The 18,212-nt window shown below is 67.7% G+C and carries 15 protein-coding genes and 1 riboswitch; of the genes, 9 read left to right on the top strand and 6 right to left on the bottom strand.

Annotated elements, in window-relative coordinates:
• Positions 1–253: 253 nt before the first annotated feature.
• Genes RAM80_RS03980 through fepD form a run of 3 tightly spaced genes read right to left on the bottom strand, consistent with a single transcriptional unit; the run spans position 254 to position 3,029 of the window.
• Entirely contained in the window at positions 254–1,051 is a 798-nt protein-coding gene (locus tag RAM80_RS03980; RefSeq protein WP_416424937.1) for an ATP-binding cassette domain-containing protein, read from the bottom strand.
• Positions 1,048–2,043, bottom strand: coding sequence for an iron-enterobactin ABC transporter permease (fepG, locus tag RAM80_RS03975; RefSeq protein WP_416424936.1), 996 nt, complete (start codon positions 2,041–2,043; stop codon positions 1,048–1,050). Before fepG ends, RAM80_RS03980 begins: the two co-directional genes overlap by 4 nt.
• Complete coding sequence (gene fepD, locus RAM80_RS03970; protein ID WP_416424935.1) at positions 2,043–3,029, bottom strand: Fe(3+)-siderophore ABC transporter permease; 987 nt, start codon at positions 3,027–3,029, stop codon at positions 2,043–2,045. Before fepD ends, fepG begins: the two co-directional genes overlap by 1 nt.
• A gap of 161 nt (positions 3,030–3,190) precedes the next feature.
• On the opposite strand from fepD, the gene entS reads away from it, so the two are divergent.
• Positions 3,191–4,426 carry an enterobactin transporter EntS gene (gene entS, locus RAM80_RS03965; protein WP_416424934.1) on the top strand — a complete coding sequence of 412 codons (1,236 nt, stop codon included), beginning with the start codon at positions 3,191–3,193 and terminating at the stop codon, positions 4,424–4,426.
• Here entS and fepB read toward each other — a convergent pair.
• A complete protein-coding gene (gene fepB / locus RAM80_RS03960) occupies positions 4,402–5,409 on the bottom strand; it encodes a Fe2+-enterobactin ABC transporter substrate-binding protein (protein WP_416424933.1) in 1,008 nt (335 codons plus the stop codon). The genes entS and fepB overlap by 25 nt on opposite strands.
• Before the next feature lie 288 nt (positions 5,410–5,697).
• Between fepB and RAM80_RS03955 the strand changes: the two genes are divergently transcribed.
• The 4 genes from RAM80_RS03955 to dhbA are packed head-to-tail and all read left to right on the top strand — an operon-like array spanning position 5,698 to position 10,179.
• On the top strand, positions 5,698–6,888 hold the full coding sequence (locus RAM80_RS03955; protein ID WP_416424932.1) for an isochorismate synthase: 1,191 nt from the start codon (positions 5,698–5,700) through the stop codon (positions 6,886–6,888).
• The gene (locus RAM80_RS03950; RefSeq protein WP_416424931.1) at positions 6,885–8,495 is read left to right on the top strand and encodes a (2,3-dihydroxybenzoyl)adenylate synthase; all 1,611 of its coding nucleotides are present in this window, start codon (positions 6,885–6,887) and stop codon (positions 8,493–8,495) included. Before RAM80_RS03955 ends, RAM80_RS03950 begins: the two co-directional genes overlap by 4 nt.
• 10 nt (positions 8,496–8,505) lie before the next feature.
• Positions 8,506–9,378 (top strand): isochorismatase family protein, encoded by an 873-nt coding sequence (locus RAM80_RS03945; protein ID WP_416424930.1) that lies wholly within the window; start codon positions 8,506–8,508, stop codon positions 9,376–9,378.
• 54 nt (positions 9,379–9,432) lie between these two features.
• On the top strand, positions 9,433–10,179 hold the full coding sequence (gene dhbA / locus RAM80_RS03940) for a 2,3-dihydro-2,3-dihydroxybenzoate dehydrogenase (RefSeq protein ID WP_416424929.1): 747 nt from the start codon (positions 9,433–9,435) through the stop codon (positions 10,177–10,179).
• Between the two features lie 81 nt (positions 10,180–10,260).
• Here dhbA and RAM80_RS03935 read toward each other — a convergent pair whose 3' ends face one another.
• Positions 10,261–11,163, bottom strand: a complete 903-nt coding sequence (locus tag RAM80_RS03935) for a sterol desaturase family protein (RefSeq protein WP_416424928.1) — start codon at positions 11,161–11,163, stop codon at positions 10,261–10,263.
• Positions 11,164–11,443: 280 nt separating this feature from the next.
• Between RAM80_RS03935 and RAM80_RS03930 the strand changes: the two genes are divergently transcribed.
• The 4 genes from RAM80_RS03930 to RAM80_RS03915 all read left to right on the top strand — a co-directional run bounded on the left by RAM80_RS03930 (position 11,444) and on the right by RAM80_RS03915 (position 17,789).
• Positions 11,444–12,994, top strand: a complete 1,551-nt coding sequence (locus RAM80_RS03930; RefSeq protein WP_416424927.1) for a carboxylesterase/lipase family protein — start codon at positions 11,444–11,446, stop codon at positions 12,992–12,994.
• Between the two features lie 140 nt (positions 12,995–13,134).
• Positions 13,135–13,203, top strand: a riboswitch (Fluoride riboswitch).
• Positions 13,204–13,283: 80 nt separating this feature from the next.
• Positions 13,284–14,510 carry a voltage-gated chloride channel family protein gene (locus RAM80_RS03925; protein WP_416424926.1) on the top strand — a complete coding sequence of 409 codons (1,227 nt, stop codon included), beginning with the start codon at positions 13,284–13,286 and terminating at the stop codon, positions 14,508–14,510.
• Positions 14,511–14,712: 202 nt separating this feature from the next.
• Entirely contained in the window at positions 14,713–16,452 is a 1,740-nt protein-coding gene (locus RAM80_RS03920; protein ID WP_416424925.1) for an ABC transporter permease, read from the top strand.
• Positions 16,453–16,466: 14 nt separating this feature from the next.
• A complete protein-coding gene (locus RAM80_RS03915) occupies positions 16,467–17,789 on the top strand; it encodes an AAA-associated domain-containing protein (protein WP_416424924.1) in 1,323 nt (440 codons plus the stop codon).
• Positions 17,790–17,882: 93 nt separating this feature from the next.
• On the opposite strand, the gene RAM80_RS03910 is transcribed toward RAM80_RS03915, so the two are convergent.
• Positions 17,883–18,203, bottom strand: coding sequence for a HigA family addiction module antitoxin (locus RAM80_RS03910; RefSeq protein ID WP_416424923.1), 321 nt, complete (start codon positions 18,201–18,203; stop codon positions 17,883–17,885).
• Positions 18,204–18,212: the final 9 nt, after the last annotated feature.

Here is an 18,212-nt window from a genome sequence, read left to right as displayed (position 1 = left end):
GACGCGCAACCCGGCTCCTACCGTTTGTTTCGGGCCAATTTTGTCTGTGAAATCAGCTGGCACGCCTTGTTTGTTCACTGCAGATTTGTGGTGGTGCAGGAGGGCGGTCGAGGTGGCCTTAAAGGCATAACTGGCCCGAAACAGATGTAGGAGCCGGGTTGCGCGTCAGGCGGCGATGCGCCGCGCGGGCGGCGCTCGATTTCATGTGCGCTAAAAATCTCCTGACATGCGCCTTGAGGTCACCCCTAACCCATCAGCGCCCCAGCGGCACGATCATCGGCGTGCCCGCCACGGGGTCGTCGATGATCACGCACTTCAAACCATACACCGCCTCGATCAACTCGGGCGTGACGATGTCGGCCGGCTTGCCGCTGGCAAGCACCTTGCCGCCACGCATGGCGATCAGGTGCGTGGCGTAGCGGCACGCGTGGTTCAGGTCATGCAGCACCACCACCAGCGTGTGCCCCTGGTCGCGGTTGAGTTCGCGCAGCAGTTCCAGCAGGTCGATCTGGTGGGTGATGTCGAGCCAGGTGGTGGGTTCGTCCATCAGCACCAGCGGCGTCTGCTGGGCCAGCACCATGGCGATCCACACGCGCTGGCGCTGGCCGCCGGACAGGGTGTCCACCGGTTTTTCCGCAAGCTCGGCGACGCCGGTGGCGGCCATGGCGCCTTGCACCGCGGCTTCGTCGGCGGCGCTCCAGCGGCTGAACAGGGTCTGGTGCGGGTAGCGCCCGCGCGCCACCAGGTCGCGCACCAGGATGTCGCTGGGTGCAGTGGAGCTTTGCGGCAGCAGGCTCAGGCGCCGTGCCACCTCCTTGGTGGGGTAGCGGCTGATGGCCTGGCCGTCCAGCCACACCTGGCCGGCGGCCGGCTGCAGCAGGCGGCTCAAGGTGCGCAGCAAGGTCGACTTGCCGCAGGCGTTGGGGCCGATGATCACGGTCAGTTCGCCGTCGGGGATGTGCACGGACAGGTCGCGGGCCACGACCTTGTCGTCGTAGCCCAAGGTCAGTTGCTCGGCCCAGAGGCGCGAAGGGGCGGGCAGGGCGGTCATCGCTTGCGGGTTTCCCGAATCAGAAGGCCAATCAGGTAGAGCCCGCCGAGGCTGACGGTAATCAGCCCGACGTGCAGTTGGTAGGGCAGGAACAGGCGCTGGGCGGCCAGGTCGGCGGCCAGCAACAAGGCCGCGCCGGTCAGCGCCGCCAGCGGCAGAGTCAGGTGTTGCGAGGGGCTCAGGCGCCGGGCAATCTGCGGCGCCGCCAGGGCCAGGAATGAAATAGGCCCGGCCACGGCGGTGGCGGCGGCGGTGAGTATCACGCCCATCAACAGCAGCAGCAGGCGCGAGCGCTCCACCGGCACGCCCAGGGCGTTGGCGGTGTCATCGCCCATTTCCAGCAGGCGCATGCGCTGGCTCAGCACCAGGCTGCCGGCCAGCGCCACGGCGATGCACAGCAGCGCCGGCACGGCCTTGGCCCAGGTGATGCCGTTGAGCGTGCCGGCGTTCCACAGGCCCGCCGACAGCGTGGCCTCCAGCGAGCCGTTGACCACGACCCAGGTGTTGAACGACACCAGCATGGCGCGCACGCCCAGGGCAATAATGATCAGCCGCAGGGTGCTGATGCCGTTGCGCCAGGCCAGGCGGTAGACCACCACGGCAGTCAGCAGGCCACCAATCAGCGCCGCCGAGGCGCTGCCCAGGGTGTTGCCGTGAAACAGCACCAGGGCCACCAGCACGCCGCTGTAGGCGCCGGTGTTGAAACCCATGATGTCGGGGCTGCCCAGCGGGTTGCGCATGAGCGACTGGAAGATCGCGCCGCTGACCGCCAGCGCCGCGCCCAGCACCAGCGCCGCCACCACCCGCGGCAGGCGCCATTGCAGCACGATCAGCTGGGTGCCGGGTGCGCCCTGGCCGCGCAGTGCGTCCAGCACCTGGCCCAGGTTTAGCGCCAGGCTGCCGCTGGCCAGCGCCCAGGCGGCCAACGCCAGGCACAGCAGGGCGAGGGCGGCGGCGGTGAACAGCGGGCGTCTGCTGTGCAAGCGGCTCATCAGTTGGCCCCCAGGCGCTGGCGGCGCGCCAGCCAGATCAGCACCGGCGCGCCGATAAAGGCGGTCATCACCGACACCCGCAGCTCGCCAGCGGTGATCAGCCGGCCCAGGGTGTCGGCCAGCAGCAACACAGTAGGCGTCAGCAGCAGGGTGAACGGCAGCTGCCGGCCATGCTCGGGCCCGGCCAGCCAGCGCGCCAGGTGCGGCATCATCAGGCCGACGAAGGCGATGGGGCCGACCATCGCCGTGGCCGCGCCGCACAGCAGGGTGATCGCCAGCAGCCCCAGCAGTTGCGTGCGCAGCACCCGGGTGCCAAGGGCAGCGGCCATGTCCAGGCCCATGCCCAGGCTGTCCAGCGCGCGGCCCAGGCCCAGCGCCAGCAGCACGCCGGTGCCGATGGGCAAGGCGGCGGCCTTGATCAGCTCAAGGTTGCGTACGTCCAGGGAGCCGGCCTGCCAGTAGCGGATCTGGTCGAACACCAGCGGGTTGAGCAGGGTGATGCCCGAGCCGATGCCTTCCAGCACCGCGGTCAGCGCCACGCCCATCAGCGTCAGGCGCATGGGGCTCACGCGGCCACCGCCGGTGAAGCCGCTGAGGGTCACCAGCAGGTTGGCCAGCAGCGCGCCGATGACCGCGCACACCACGTACTGGTCCGGGCCGTTGACGCCCAGCCAGGCCATGCCTACCACCAGGGCGAAGCTGGCGCCGGCGTTGATACCCAGGATGCCGGGGTCGGCCAGCGGGTTGCGGGTCAGGGTCTGCATCAGCGCCCCGGCCACCCCCAGCGCCGCGCCCGCCAGTAGCCCGGCCAGGGTGCGCGGCAGGCGCGCGTCGGTGATGACCACGCAGTCGACGCTGGTGCAGGCGCCGGTCAGGGCGTCCAGTACCTGTGACAGCGGGGCCAGGTGGGCGCCCACCTGGAGGCTGGCCAGCACGGCGCCCAGCAGCGCCAGGGCGGTGAGGGGCAGGCGCAGGGAAGCTCTCATGGGCGGCCCTGCCGGAGCGGTGCGAACATCGTGAATCGCCTTAATGTATCGATACAAATACGAAGCATTCGTTTATACGACTGATTGGCGAATGCTATCATGTGGCCCGCTTGATAGGTAGTTCGCCTATCGATACAGGCCTGTCGATACAAGGGAGTTTCATGGCCAGACCGTCGATTTTTCTCAACCTCAGCCTGCTGCGCAGCCACCCGGCGTTCCGCGCGGTGTTCCTTGCCCGGCTGCTGTCACTGATCTCCCTGGGCCTGCTGGCGATTGCCATGCCGGTGCAGATCCAGGCCCTCACCCATTCCCCCCTGCAGGTTGGCCTGGCCGTGACACTGGCCGGCACCGGCATGTTCGTCGGCCTGATGTTCGGTGGCGTGCTGGCCGACCGTTATGAGCGGCGCCGGCTGATCCTGCTGGCGCGTTCCACCTGCGGCATCGCCTTTGTCGGCCTGTGCCTGAACGCGTGCCTGGCGCAGCCGTCGCTGCTGGCTATTTATGCGCTATCGCTGTGGGACGGCTTCTTCGGCGCCATTGGCGTCACCGCCTTGCTGGCGGCGACGCCGGCGCTGGTGGGCCGCGAGCACATGGTGCAGGCGGGGGCCATCAGCATGCTCACCGTGCGCATCGGCTCGATTCTCTCGCCCTTGCTGGGCGGGCTGTTGATCAGCGCCGGGGGCGTGGCCTGGAACTATGGCCTGGCGGCGTTCGGCACGTTGATTACGGTGCTGCTGTTGCTGCGCCTGCCAGCGTTGCCGCCACCGCCGGTGCCGCGCGAGCACCCGCTGAAGGCGCTGGCCACCGGCATCGGCTTCCTGGTCGAAAACCGCGTGGTGGGCACCGTGGCGCTGATTGGCGCCTTGCTGACCCTGGCCAGCGCCGTGCGCGTGCTGTACCCGGCGCTGGGCCTCGCCTGGCAGCTGGACCCCGCGCACCTAGGCCTGATGTACGCGGCCACGCCGCTGGGCGCGGCCATCGGTGCCATCACCAGCGGCCGCCTGGCGGCCACGCCGCGCCCTGGCAAGCGCATGCTGGCCACGGCGCTGTTGGCGTTTGCCGCCATCGCCGGGTTCAGCGTGGTGCCGTCGTTCTGGCTGGCGCTGCTGTGCCTGGCCGGTTTTGGTTATTTGAGTGCGGTGAACGCGCTGCTGCAGTACGCGCTGATCCAGGCGCAGACCCCGGACCACCTGCTGGGCCGGGTCAACGGCCTGTGGACCGCGCAGAACGTCAGTGGTGACGCCCTGGGCGCGGCGTTGCTGGGGGGCTTAGGCTCGTGGCTGCTACCGGCCAACGCCGCCCTGGCGTTCGGCCTGGCGGCGATGGCGGTGGGGCTGGTGCTGGCGCTGGGCATGCGCCAGCTGCGCCGGGTTCAGTTCGACGCCGTGGCGGCCTGAGCGCCGGGCGTGCCGAACTGCGCCTGCAGGCGGTCGAGCAGGTGGTTGGCGCTGTAGTAGTCGAGGCGGAAGGTGTCGGCGCCCAGGGCGTACACGCGCTGGCTATCGATGGCCGGCAGGTGCGCCAGCAGCGTGTTGCCGAGGATGGCCTTGGTGTCCGCCGGTTCCGCGGCGAACATCAGGAAGCTCTGGCCAGTGAGCGCGTCGGCCATGTGCTCGCCGCCGGCCTGGATGATGTCCTTGCGCTTGCCCATGTTCTGGCTGTTGGCCAGGGCCGGCGAGGGCTCTGCCAGTTCGAAGCCCAGTTGCGCCAGCAGTTGGCCCTGGGGCGAGGCAGCGGTCCAGATGTTGGCCTGGCGCGCGGCCGGGTTGTAGACGAACGCCGACACCGGCTGCGGCGGCAGCTTGAGGCTGTTGCGCAGCTGCGCCTGGCGCTCGGCGAAGGCTTCGATCAGCTGGCCAGACTGGGCTTCATGGCCGGTGGCCTCGCCCAACAGGGTTTCCAGCTGCTGCCAGCTTTTATCGTCGTAGTTCACCACCAGGGTCGGGGCGATGGCCGAGAGTTGGTCGTACAGGGCTATGGCCGAGTCGCCGCCGGTGGCGCTGATCAAAATCAGGTCCGGCGCTTGGGCCGCCACTGCTTCGGCGTTGGCTTCGCCGATGTACAGGCGCTGCACGTTGCGCGCCTTGGCCACCGCGCCCCACTGGCGTAGGTAGCCCTGGTCGTCGGCGACGCGGTTGTTGGGCGTGGTGGCGCCGCTGGCGATCACCGGCGCGTCAATGGCCAGCAGCGCGCCGGTGAGGGTCACGCTGGTGGAGACGATGCGCGTGGGCGCGTGGTTGAGCACCACGCTGCCGTGCTCGCCGTTGAGGGTGCGCGGCCAGCCGGCGTCGGCGTAGGCGCTGCCGGCCAGCAGCGGCAGGCAGGCGGCCAGCAGGCACAGGCCGGCGCGCAGGGAAGGGCGGGGGAATCGGATGGGCATGAAGATAGGCGTCCCTGGTGGAGAATAAATCTCATTTTTATCAATGAGGTGTGTGCCTGCAACCACAAGCACGTATCGCCGCCGATACACGCCCCGTAGCAGCTGCCGCCGGGCGGCGTCCGGGCCCGGAATGGAAATCGTGGCGGCCCTGACGCGGCCTGGCGGCCGCTGCTACAGGGTGGGTTTGTACCGGCGGTGAGACCGAGGTCTCGTTGACAACGTTTCCTGCTATCCATAACCTTAACATGATTGATAGCAATTCTCATTACGAGTCACGAGGCGAACGTCATGACGACACACCACCTGGAAAACGAGCGATACCGTACGCCAGACGGTAGCAAAGAGGCGCAGTTCCTCTTCCGTTCCGGCACGCGCAGCCTGCGCGGCCAAGGTATCTTCAGCCGTATCAATAGCGCGGCCGGCAGCGGCGGCGTGTCCTCCAGCGCGTTCCTCGCCGAAGTCGGCGCCGCGCTGGCGCGGGCCCGCGAGGCCGGCATCGACAACCCCATTGTGATGGGCGCGATTCCCTTCGACACCACCCAGCCGTCCTGCCTGTACATTCCCCGCCAGTGCGCCTGGCGCGACGAGCAGCCAGCGGCTGCTACCCAGGCCGAGGCCGCGCGCCCGGCGGTGCTGAACCAGCGCAGCATTCCCGACGAAGCCGGCTTCAAGGCCGCCGTCAACCAGGCCATCGCCAACTTCCGCTCCAGCACCATCCGCAAGGCCGTGCTGTCGCGTCAGCTCGACGTGCAGCTGACCCAGCCGGTGGATGTCGAGCAGGTGCTGGCCAACCTGGCCGCCCAGAACCCCTCGGGCTACCACTTCCGCGTGCCCATGGCCGACGGCGCCGAGCTGATCGGCGTGAGCCCCGAGCTGTTGGTGCGCAAGACCGACGACCAGGTGTTCACCAACCCCCTGGCCGGCTCTGCCAAGCGCCGCGTCGACCCGGTGCAGGACCGCGAAGTGGGCGAGGCGCTGCTGGTGTCGGAAAAGGACCAGTACGAGCACAGCCTGGTGATCGACGACATCCGCCGCGTGCTGGAACCGGTGTGCAGCCAGCTGGACGTGCCGCCTGGCCCGTCGCTGCTGAGCACCGCCGCCATGTGGCACCTGTCCACCGCCTTGCAGGGGCAACTGCGCGACCCCAACACCTCGGCGCTGCAGTTGGCCTGCCAGATCCACCCCACGCCGGCCGTGTGCGGCGCGCCCACGCAACTGGCGCGCAAGCTGATCGACCTGGTCGAACCCGAGACCCGCGGCCTGTTCAGCGGCATGGTGGGCTGGTGCGACAGCCACGGCAACGGCGAGTGGGTGGTGACCATCCGCTGCGGCACCGTGCAGCATGACCGCATTCGCCTGTTCGCCGGCGCCGGCATCGTCGAGGCCTCGTGCCCCGAATCGGAATGGAAGGAAACCCAGGCCAAGCTCGGCACCATGCTGGCCGCCTGCGGCCTCGACGCACAGGCGGGCTGCGCATGAGCATCGCTTTCACGCCCTGGCCGGCTGACCTGGCCGCCCACTACCGCGCCCAGGGCCACTGGCTGGACCGGCCGATGACCGACATTCTTGCCCAGCAGGTGCAGGCGCGCCCGGACGCCCCGGCGATCATCTGCGGCGAGCGTACCCTCAGCTACGCCGAGCTGGACCGCCAGTCCGACAACCTCGCGGCCTACCTGCACGCCAGCGGCCTGCGCACTCACGACGCGGCGCTGGTGCAGCTGCCCAACATCGCCGAGTTCTACGTCACCTTCTTCGCCCTGTTGAAGCTGGGCGTGGCGCCGGTCAACGCACTGTTCAGCCACCAGCGCCAGGAACTGCTGGCCTACGCCCGGCAGATCCAGCCCAAGGTGCTGATTGCTTCCAGCCGCCACGCCCTGTTCGCCAACGACGTGTTCCTCGACGAACTGCGTGACGTGGCGCCGAGCCTGGCCACCGTGGTGCTCGACGGCGCCGACCTGCAGACGCACCTGCAAACCCCAGCGCGCCACTTCGTCGCCAGCCCCAGCGAAGGCGGCCAGGTGGCGTTCTTCCAGCTGTCGGGCGGCAGCACCGGCACGCCGAAGCTGATCCCGCGCACCCACAACGATTACTACTACAGCCTGCGCCGCAGCGTGGAGCTGTGCGGCCTGACCCCGGCCACGTGCTTCCTCAGCGCCTTGCCGGCCGGCCACAACTACACCATGAGTTCGCCCGGCGCCCTGGGCGTGTTCATCGCTGGTGGCTGCGTGGTGATGGCCAGCGACCCCGAGCCGCTGAACTGCTTCGCGCTGATCGAGCGCCATGGCGTCGACTGGGTGCCGCTGGTACCGCCGGCGGTGGCCCTGTGGCTGCGCGCCGCGCCCGAGCATCGCGCGCGCCTGCACAGCCTGAAGGTGCTGCAGGTGGGCGGCGCCAACTTCTCCGAGGCCCTGGCGCGTCGCGTGCCTGAAGAATTGGGCTGCCAGCTGCAGCAGGTGTTCGGCATGGCCGAGGGCCTGGTCAACTACACCCGCCTGGACGACGACAGCGAGCGGGTGTTCACCACCCAGGGCTGCCCCATGAGCGCCGACGACGAGGTCTGTGTGCTCGACGAAGAGGGCCGCGCCGTGCCGCCGGGTGAGCCGGGCATGCTCGCCACCCGTGGCCCGTACACCTTCCGGGGCTATTACCTGGCCCCCGAGCACAACGCCCAGGTGTTCGACGCCGAAGGCTTCTACTACTCCGGCGACGTGGTGCAGCAGGACGCCGACGGCTACCTGAAAGTAGTCGGCCGGGTGAAGGACGTGATCAACCGCGGCGGCGAGAAAATCGCCGCCGAGGAAATCGAGAACCTGCTGCTGCACCACCAGGCCGTGACCCACGTGGCCCTGGTGGCCATCCCCGACGAGCTGATGGGCGAGAAGAGCTGCGCCTGCGTGGTGGCCAACGACCCTGCGCTGAAACCCTCGGACCTGCGCAAGTACCTGCGCGCCCAGGGCGTGGCCGACTACAAGCTGCCCGACCGCTTCCAGTTCATGGCCGAGCTGCCCTTGACCGCCGTCGGCAAGATCAACAAGAAGCAGCTGCGCGAGACCCTGCGCGCAGCCCTCGACAACGCATCCGCATAAGGCTTTACCCATGGCTATCCCGAAACTCGCCAGCTACCCCATGCCCACGGTCGCCAGCTTCCCGGCCAACAAGGTCAACTGGGCCCTCGACCCGTCGCGGGCGGTGCTGCTGATTCACGACATGCAGGAATACTTCCTCGACTTCTACGGCGAAGACAGCCCGCTGGTGGCCCAGCTGGTGGCCAACGTCGTGGCCCTGCGCGCCTGGTGCCACGCCCAGGGCATCCCGGTGGTGTACACCGCCCAGCCGTCCGAGCAGAGCCCCCAGGACCGTGCGCTGCTCAACGACATGTGGGGCCCGGGCCTGACCACGGCCAGCCGCCAGGTGCAGCAGGTGGTGGCGCCGCTGCGCCCGCTGCCCCAGGACACGGTGCTGGTGAAATGGCGCTACAGCGCGTTCATTCGCTCGCCGCTGGAGCAGATGATCAAGGAAGGCGGGCGCGACCAACTGATCATCTGCGGCGTGTACGCCCACATCGGCTGCATGGTCAGCGCCACCGAGGCGTTCATGCGTGACATCAAGCCGTTCTTCGTCGGCGACGCGCTGGCCGATTTCTCCGAGGAAGAGCACCGCATGGCCCTGCGCTACGTGGCCACCCGTTCGGGCTTCGTCACCGACGTGCAGAGCATCATTGGCCAGCAGGGCCAAGCGCTGGACCAGGCCTGGCTGCTGGCCCAGCTCACGCCGTTCCTGGACGCCGACGACGGCGAGCCGGGCGCCGACGACAACCTGATGGACTACGGCCTGGACTCGGTGCAGGTGATGACCCTGATCGGCAACTGGCAGCGCGACGGCCTGGACGTCAGCTTTGCCGAGCTGGCGAGCAAGCCGACCCTGGCCGGCTGGTTGGCGGTGCTGTCGGCCAAGCGCCAGGCCGCCTGATTTCCCTTTGATTCGCCGCCCCGAGTGTGGGGCGGCTTGCCGTGAGTAGCTGCAATGGATTTTACCAACAAGTGCGTATGGGTGACGGGCGCGGGGCAGGGCATTGGCTTGCAGGTGGCGTTGCGTTTCCAGGCCGCCGGCGCTCAGGTGATCGGTTTCGACCGCGCCTTCAATGAGCCCGCTTACACCTTCCGGACTGTGGTGCTGGACGTCACCGACCCCATCGCCGTGGAGCAGGTGTGCCAGGAAATGCTCGGCCAGCAGCCGCGTATCGACGTGCTGGTGAACGGTGCCGGCGTGCTGCGCCTGGGCAATAGCGATGAGCTGTCGGTGGACGACTGGCAGGCCTGCTTCGACGTCAACGTCTCCGGGCCGTTCTACCTGTTCCGCCAGCTGGTGCCGGTGTTCAAGGCCCAGGGCCAGGGCGCGGTGGTAAGCATCGCCTCCAACGCCGCCCACGTGCCGCGCCTGAACATGGCCGCCTACTGCGCGTCGAAAGCGGCCATGGTGGCGCTGAACAACTGCATCGGCCTGGAACTGGCCGAACACGGCGTGCGTTGCAACCTGGTGTCGCCAGGCAGCACCGACACGCCGATGCTGCGCGACATGGTCGGCGGCCCCCAGGGCTTCACGCGCCTGGTGGCCGGCCTGCCCGAGCAGTACAAGCTGGGTATCCCGTTGCGCAAGATCGCCACGCCGGACGAGATCGCCAACGTGGTGCTGTTCCTGGCCTCGGACCTGGCCAGCCACGTGACCATGCAGGACCTGGTGGTGGACGGCGGGGCAACGCTGACCGCCTGACGTTTTATGTGGGAGCTGGCTTGCCAGCGAGCTTTCAGGGCCTGAACATCTCGCTGGCAAGCCAGCTCCCACAAAGGCGTGTCAGTTGCGCCGCCCACCCAACGCCGCGCGCAAGGCTTCCGGCACTACCGCCGCGTCCTGCTTGCGCTGCGCCCGAAACGGCTCCACGCACTGGGCCACATACCCCACCGGGTAATCCGGCCGGTCGCCAATGCCCACGTCATCGCCCAGGCGGTAGCCGGGCAGGTGCAGCGCCGTGCCCAGCAGCCGGTCCCAGCAGGTGAAAAACAGGCCGAAATTCACGTCCCCCACACGCCCGTATTTCAGGTGGTGCAGGCGGTGCACCGGCGCCCAGGCGAACACATGGCGCAGCGCGCCGATGCGCATGTCGACATTGCTGTGCTGCAGCAGCAATTGAATGCCCACGGCAAAGCCCAGCAACGCCGCCAACTGCGGCGGCAGCCCCAGCAACAGCAACGGCAGCACGCCGCCCAGCGCTTCCAGGGTCTGGTGCAGCGGGTGTTTCATCAACCCGTTGAAACCGTACATGCGCGGCACGCTGTGGTGCACGCTGTGCAGGCGCCACAGCACCGGCAAGCGGTGGCTGGCGAAATGCACCAGGGTAATGCCCAGGTCGGCGATCGGCAGCGCCAGCGCCAGTTGCAGCCACAGTGGCCAGTGGCTGGGCCACAGCCCGGGGGTGGGCAACAGGAACGCCAGCAGCGGAATGGTGATGACGCCCAGGCCATTGATGCCCTCGTTGACCAGCGCGTGTAGCAGGTCGCGCGGCTCGTCCTGGTGGCTGGCGTTCCATTGCGGGCGGTAGGGCAGCCAGCGTTCGGCCAGGGTGGCGACGATGACGGCTGTGGCCAGCAGCACCAGCAGCAGGGGCAGCGGCAAGCCGTCGCCTACCAGCCACAGGCCGGCGGCGAGGAAACCGAAGAAAAACAGCGGGGCGTAGAGACGGGCGAACAGCAGGCGCATGGGTAGCTCCCTTGGGGTCATCGGGCCGGCAGCATCCGTGGCTGACGGGCTTGCGCGCTTGAACAGACGGCGCAAGGGGACGGTAACGGCGTAACCCCATCAGTTAAGTAGGACGTTTCCCAAAGATCTGAAGAAAATTCCTACGGAACCTAAAGCGTGCGCTGATCGCACCGTTGGCAATTTATTTTCTGTCGGGTCATTAGCTCACTATCTATTCTTCCAAGGCCGCTCGCCGGCGCATAACAACAAGCAAGGAGCTGATGCTCCAAGGAAGGTCTTGATGCCACTCGAATCATCCCGTCGCCGTTTTCTCCAGCACTGCCTCAGCGTTTCCACCGCCGCGCTGTTGCCGCCGTTCGCCCTGGCCGACCTGGCTTCGCCCACCCAGGTGACCGTCGCCCAGGGCGTGCTGCAAGGCCAGCAGCAGGCCGACGGCACCCGCAGCTGGAAGGGCGTGCCGTTCGCCCGGCCACCGGTGGGCAAGTTGCGCTTCAAGGCACCGCAGCCGCTGCAGGCCTGGTACGCACCCCTGAAGGCCGAGGCCTATGGCCCTTGGGCAGTGCAGCAACCCTATCCGCCGGTGTTGCAGGACAAGCCCAAGGGCGAGGAGGACTGCCTGTACCTCAACGTCTGGGCGCCCGCCAGCCCGGCAGTGCACGTGCGCCCGGTGCTGGTGTGGCTGCATGGCGGCGCGTTCGTGCTGGGCAGTGGTGGCGACCCGCGCTTCGATGGCAGCGACTATGCCCGTCGGGGTGACCTGATTTTCGTCACGGTGAACTACCGCATGGGCGGCTTTGGCTACCTGGGTGTGCATGCGGAGCCGGGCGCCGCCAACCTTGGCCTGCAGGACCAGGTCGCCGCGCTGCGCTGGGTGCGCGACAACATCAGCGCCTTCGGCGGCGACCCGCACAACGTGACGGTGATGGGCGAGTCGGCCGGGGCCATGTCCATCGGCTGCCTGCTGGGCGTGCCGGCGGCCAAGGGCCTGTTCGCCCGCGCGATCATCCAGAGCGGCGGTGCGCGGCCGTTGTTCCAGGCCGACGAGGCCGCGCAGGTGCTGCACCAGGTGCTGCAGGCGGGCGGCGTGGATGCCGCGCAGTTGCAGCAGATGCCGGTGGCCGAGCTGAACAACCTGTTCATCAAGGTGGCGGAGCAGTCGAATACGCCGCTGTTGGGCGGCGAGGCCTACCACCCGGCGGTGGACGGCAGCCTGCTGCCCGTGCACCCGCTGGAGGCGCTCCACCCGGTGCCGACGCTGATTGGCCACTGCCGCGACGAAAGCGGGCTGTTCGTCGCCGGCAAGGCGGTGAACCTGCTGGAGGGGTTGCCGGCGCGGGTGCGCGCCAAGGTCGGCGAGGCCACCTGGGCGCAGGTCGAGCAGACCTACCAGCAGAGCACGGGCGCCGAGGGCGACTGGCAGCGCGAGCTGTTCAGCGACATCTTCGTCGGCGTGCCGGCCCTGCGCCTGGCCGACCGCCTGGCCGCCGCGGGCGCGCCGGTGTGGGCGTATCGTTTCGACTACGCCAATGCCGGGCCCTACGGGCCGTGCCATGGCAGCGACATTCCCTACACCTTTGGCCTGGGCCAGCCGGGCAAGGGGCGTGGCAGTTTCACCGCGGCGGAGCAGAGGCTGTCCGAGCAGATGCGCGACAGCTTCATCGCCTTCGCCCACACCGGCAGCCCACAGACCGCGGCGCTGCCCACCTGGCCACGGCATGAGCCGCAGGCGCTGGCCTACCTGCGCTTCGACACTCCGGTAAGCGTGGCCAGCGATTACCTCGGCGCCGCGCGCCGCGCCCTCTGGGAAACCGTCCCCATCGCCGCCCTATAACACCGTAGCAGCGGCCGCAGGCCGCGTCCTGGGCCCTGTGCGGTACCTGGGACGCGGCCTGCGGCCGCTGCTACGGGGGTGAATATTCCGTAGGGAGCGGTGGGGTCGCTGTTGTGTGCGGCTGGGCTCTTTGGCTATGATGCCGCTCCGGAGATGGCATTCCTCCTTGAACCGCCGCGCTGGCCGCAGCTGATGATGCCTACAGACACCTGATCACAGGGGCTGTAGGCGTACGCGCAACAAATCCCTCTTGGTCAGGCACCTTCTTTTCCTTGTGGCTGACCCCTTCATGTCAAGATTCAAGCGTTTCGAACAACTGCAACTGCTGCCCTACCTGGGTAAATGGCTGCTGCTGGCAAGCCTGGTGGCCGTGCTGGCCGGCAGTGCCTCGGCGTTTTTCCTGTTTGCCTTGGACTACGTCACCGGCACCCGTGAAAGCCACCGCTGGCTGATCGCGCTGCTGCCCGTGGCTGGCTTCGTGGTGGGCTGGATCTACTACCGGCTGGGCAAGTCGGTGGAGGCGGGCAACAACCTGCTGATCGACGAAATCCACGACCCGAAAAACGTTGTGCCGCTGCGCATGGTGCCGCTTGTGCTGGGCGGCACCCTGGTGTCGCACCTGTTCGGCGCCTCGGTGGGCCGCGAGGGCACGGCGGTGCAGATGGGCGGGGCGCTGGCCGACCAGCTCACGCACCTGCTGCGCCTGCGCCGCGAAGACCGGCGCATCATCCTCATGGCCGGTATTGCTGCAGGCTTTGCCTCGGTGTTCGGCACGCCGCTGGCCGGCGCGGTGTTCGGCCTGGAGGTGCTGGCCATCGGGCGCATGCGCTACGACGCCTTGTTCCCGTGCATGGTGGCGGCCATCGTCGCCGACCAGGTGGGCCTGCTGTGGGGCGTGCACCACGTGCACTACGCCATCGGTGAGATCGTCCCGGTGGGTGCCTGGAGCCTGGTGGCAGTGCTGATCGCCGGGGTGGTCTTCGGCCTCGCCGGGCTGCTGTTCGCCAGCGCCACCCACCGCCTGGGCGCGCTGGTGAAACGGCTGATCGGCTACCCGCCGCTGCGGCCGTTCGTGGGCGGCATCGTCATTGCCCTGGCGGTGTGGGCGCTGGGCGCCTACGACTACATTGGCCTGGGCATTCCCGGTATCGTCCAGGCCTTCCAAGTACCCGTAGCGCCGTGGGACTGGGCCGGCAAACTGGTGTTCACCGTGGCGTCCCTGGGCTCGGGTTTCAAGGGCGGCGAAGTGACGCCACTGTTCTACATCGGCGCCACCCTGGGCAACGCCCTGGCACCGCTCCTGCACCTGCCGTTCGCGATGCTGGCGGGCATCGGTTTCGTCGCCGTGTTCGCCGGCGCCGCCAACACGCCGCTGGCGACCATCATCATGGCCATGGAGCTGTTCGGCGCCGACATCGGGCCGCTGGCAGCGGTGGCGTGCATCGCCAGCTACCTGGTGTCGGGGCACACAGGGATCTACAAGGCCCAACGGGTAGAGCACCGCAAGTTGAGCTAGGGCGCGTGGGCCGAACCTGAACGAACGGCAAACGTGACGCTTATTTTACGCCATTGTAACAATCACCTACCTATACTCCGCGGCGACGGCGCCCACCCGGCGCCGCGCCGACATTATTTTACCAACCCCTGATCTTGTGCTGTGCTGTAACGGTCCGCGTGGCCGTGCGGCGTGCGCGCAGGTTAATGCCGGAACTTGCCCTATGAACAAGGTACTGCGTCACTACATTCCGGCGTCGACGCTACGGTTGCTGCCCAACCGCTGGGACCTCATGGCCCTGCCACTGGTGGTGGGCTTCCTGCTGTTCTTCTCCATTGGCGCCCACCAGACCTGGGCACCGATCTCCACCCTGCAGACCCAGGTGATTTCCCTGGACCCGGCCGACCTGCCCGAGTACGCCGTGCGCACCACCTTGCGCATGCTCGCGGCCATGGCCGCGTCGCTGGTGTTCACCTTGATTTATGGCACCCTGGCGGCCAAGAGCCGGCGTGCGGAGAAGCTGCTGGTGCCGGTGCTGGACATTCTCCAGTCGGTGCCGGTGCTGGGCTATATCTCGTTCACCGTGACCTTCTTCCTGCTGCTGTTCCCCGGCCGGGTGCTGGGCGCCGAGTGCGCGGCGATCTTTGCGATCTTCACCAGCCAGGCGTGGAACATGACGTTCAGCTTCTACCAGTCGCTGCGCATGGTGCCCAACGACCTGGCCGAGGTGGCCAGCAACATGCAGCTGTCGGCCTGGCAGCGCTTCTGGAAACTGGACGTGCCGTTCGCCATTCCGGGCCTGGTGTGGAACATGATGATGAGCATGTCCGGCGGCTGGTTCTTCGTGGTGGCGTCCGAGGCGATCACCGTGGGCGACAAGACCATCACCCTGCCGGGCGTGGGCGCGTACCTGGCCACCGCCATCCTGCAGCAGGACCTCAAGGCCGTGGGCTACGTGATTTTGGCCATGGTGGTGGTGATCCTGCTGTACGACCAGTTCCTGTTCCGCCCGCTGGTGGCCTGGGCCGACAAGTTCCGCATGGAAAACACCGCCTCCCAGGCCGGCGCGCCGGAGTCCTGGGTGCTCAACCTGATCCAGCGCACGCGCCTGGTACAGCGCATGCTGCGGCCCGTCACCCGCACCATCGGCCGCCTGGGCAACCGCCGCTTCAGCCTGCCACGCCGTCAACGCCGGGCCAGCGTCAACCCGGCGGCGTCGCGGCTGGTGGACTGGGTGTGGAACCTGGCCATCAGTGCGCTGACCCTGTATGCGCTGTGGCACATCGTCGAGTACGTGGGCAGTGAAGTGGGCCTGGGTGAATGCCTGCACGTGGTGGGCCTGGGCCTGATTACCTTGCTGCGGGTGCTGTTGCTGATCGTCGTGGCGTCGCTGATCTGGGTGCCGCTGGGGGTGATGATCGGCCTGCGGCCCAAGTGGGCGGAGAAGGTCCAGCCGCTGGCGCAGTTCCTCGCGGCGTTCCCGGCCAACCTGCTGTTCCCGGTGTTCGTCATCGTCATTTTGCGCTACCAGTTGAACCCGGACGTGTGGCTGAGCCCGCTGATCGTGCTGGGCACCCAGTGGTACATCCTGTTCAACGTCATCGCCGGCGCCAGTGCCTTCCCCAACGATTTCCGCGAGGCGGCGGCGAACTTCCGCATCCGCGGCTGGCAGTGGTGGCGCACGGTGATGCTGCCGGGGATTTTCCCCTATTACGTGACCGGCGCGATCACCGCGTCGGGCGGTGCCTGGAACGCCAGCATCGTTTCCGAATTCGTCGCCTGGGGCCAGGACAAGGTCGTGGCCCACGGGCTGGGCGCTTATATCGCGCAAACCACGGCAGACGGCGACTTCCCCAAGATCACCCTGGGGGTGGTGGTGATGTCGCTGTTCGTGGTGCTGTTCAACCGGGTGGTGTGGCGCCCGATGTACGCCATGGCTGAAAACAAGCTGCGCATGAATTGAATGGGGAACCGTGGATGAATACCTTGAACCAACACCCGGGCAACACCGCGCAGATTTTCTCGCTGAGCAACGTCAGCCGCGGCTTCGGCAAGGGCAAGGAGACCCTGCAGGTGCTCAGCGACGTCGACCTGACCCTGCGCGAGGGTGAAATCGTTGGCTTGCTGGGGCGTTCCGGCTCGGGCAAGTCGACCCTGCTGCGCATCATCGCCGGCCTCATCGAGCCCAGCGCGGGCGAGGTGCTGTACCGCGGCGAGCCGCTGACCGGCCCGGCCGAGGGCGTGGCCATGGTGTTCCAGACCTTTGCGCTGTTCCCCTGGCTGACGGTGCTTGAGAATGTGGAAGCCGGCCTGCATGCGCTCAAGGTGCCGCGCAAGGAAGCCCGCCAGCGGGCCCTGGCGGCCATCGACCTGATCGGCCTGGACGGTTTCGAGAACGCCTACCCGCGCGAGCTGTCCGGCGGCATGCGCCAGCGCGTGGGCTTCGCCCGGGGGCTGGTGGTGAACCCCACGCTGCTGCTGATGGACGAGCCGTTCTCGGCGCTGGACGTGCTCACCGCAGAGACCCTGCGCACCGACCTGCTGGACTTGTGGAGCGACAAGCAGCTGCCGATCAAGTCGATCCTGATCGTCACCCACAACATCGAGGAAGCGGTGCTGATGTGCGACCGCATCCTGGTGCTGTCGTCCAACCCCGGGCGCGTGGTGGCGCAGATCCGCGTGCCGTTCGCGCACCCGCGCAACCGCCTGGACCCCACCTTCCGCAATATGATCGACGACATCTACGCGCTGATGACCGACCGCCGCAGCGCCGACGCCAGCAAGGGCAGGGCCGAGCTGAAAGTCGGCAGCCCGCTGCCCGACGTGTCCACCAACCTCATGGCCGGTTTGATGGAAGCCCTGGCGGCCGAGCCGTACCACGGCCACGCCGGCATGCCCATGGTGGCCGAGCGTTTGCTGCTGGAGGTGGACGACCTGTTCCCGGTGGCGGAAATGCTCGAGCACCTGGGCTTCGTCGAGCTCAAGGGCGCGGACATCACCCTGACCGAGCCGGGCAAGCTGTTCGCCGACTTCGGCACCCAGGAGCGCAAGACCCTGTTCGCCGAGCACCTGGTGCGCAACGTGCCGCTGGCGGCGCGCATCCGCCTGATCCTGCAGGAACGCCGCGGCCACCACGCCCCGCGCGTGCGTTTCGAGCAGGAGCTGGAAGATTCGTTGACCGAAGCCTTCGTCGAGCAGACCCTGGAAAGCGTGATCAGCTGGGGGCGGTACGCGGAGATCTTCTCCTACGACGACCACACCGAAACGTTCAGCCTTGAGGATGTGGAAGGGGAGAGCTGACGCCGTGACGCGGCCTGCGGCCGCTGCTACAAGTCGGCGTAGCAGCTGCCGCAGGCTGCGTCAGGGTCGCAATGAATTCGATCAGGTGCGCTCCTACGCAGCATAGCGAGGAATGTTTTCATAGTGCCCCGCACGTTTGGCAGCCTCCAGGTCATGGGTGCACTGCAGCGCCAGCCAGTAGCCTTCCGAGGTGCCAAAGAACCGTGAAAGCCGAAGATCAGTGTCGGCGCTGATGGCACGGGTGCCGCGAACGATTTCGCCAATGCGAGTGGCGGGTACGCCGATGGCGGTAGCTACTGCATTTTTGGTAAGGCCCAGAGGCATGATGAATTCCTCCATCAGGATTTCACCAGGGTGAATGTTGGGCAATTGCTCGCCAGAGGTTTCGGCCAGCAGGTCTGGGCGGATTGTCATGTTATGTCC

This window comes from Pseudomonas sp. App30 (genome assembly GCF_047947025.1).
In the GTDB taxonomy this organism is placed as follows: Bacteria; Pseudomonadota; Gammaproteobacteria; order Pseudomonadales; family Pseudomonadaceae; genus Aquipseudomonas.
The sequence above is the reverse complement of the archived record's forward strand: the minus strand, read 5'-3'. Positions and strand labels throughout refer to the sequence as shown.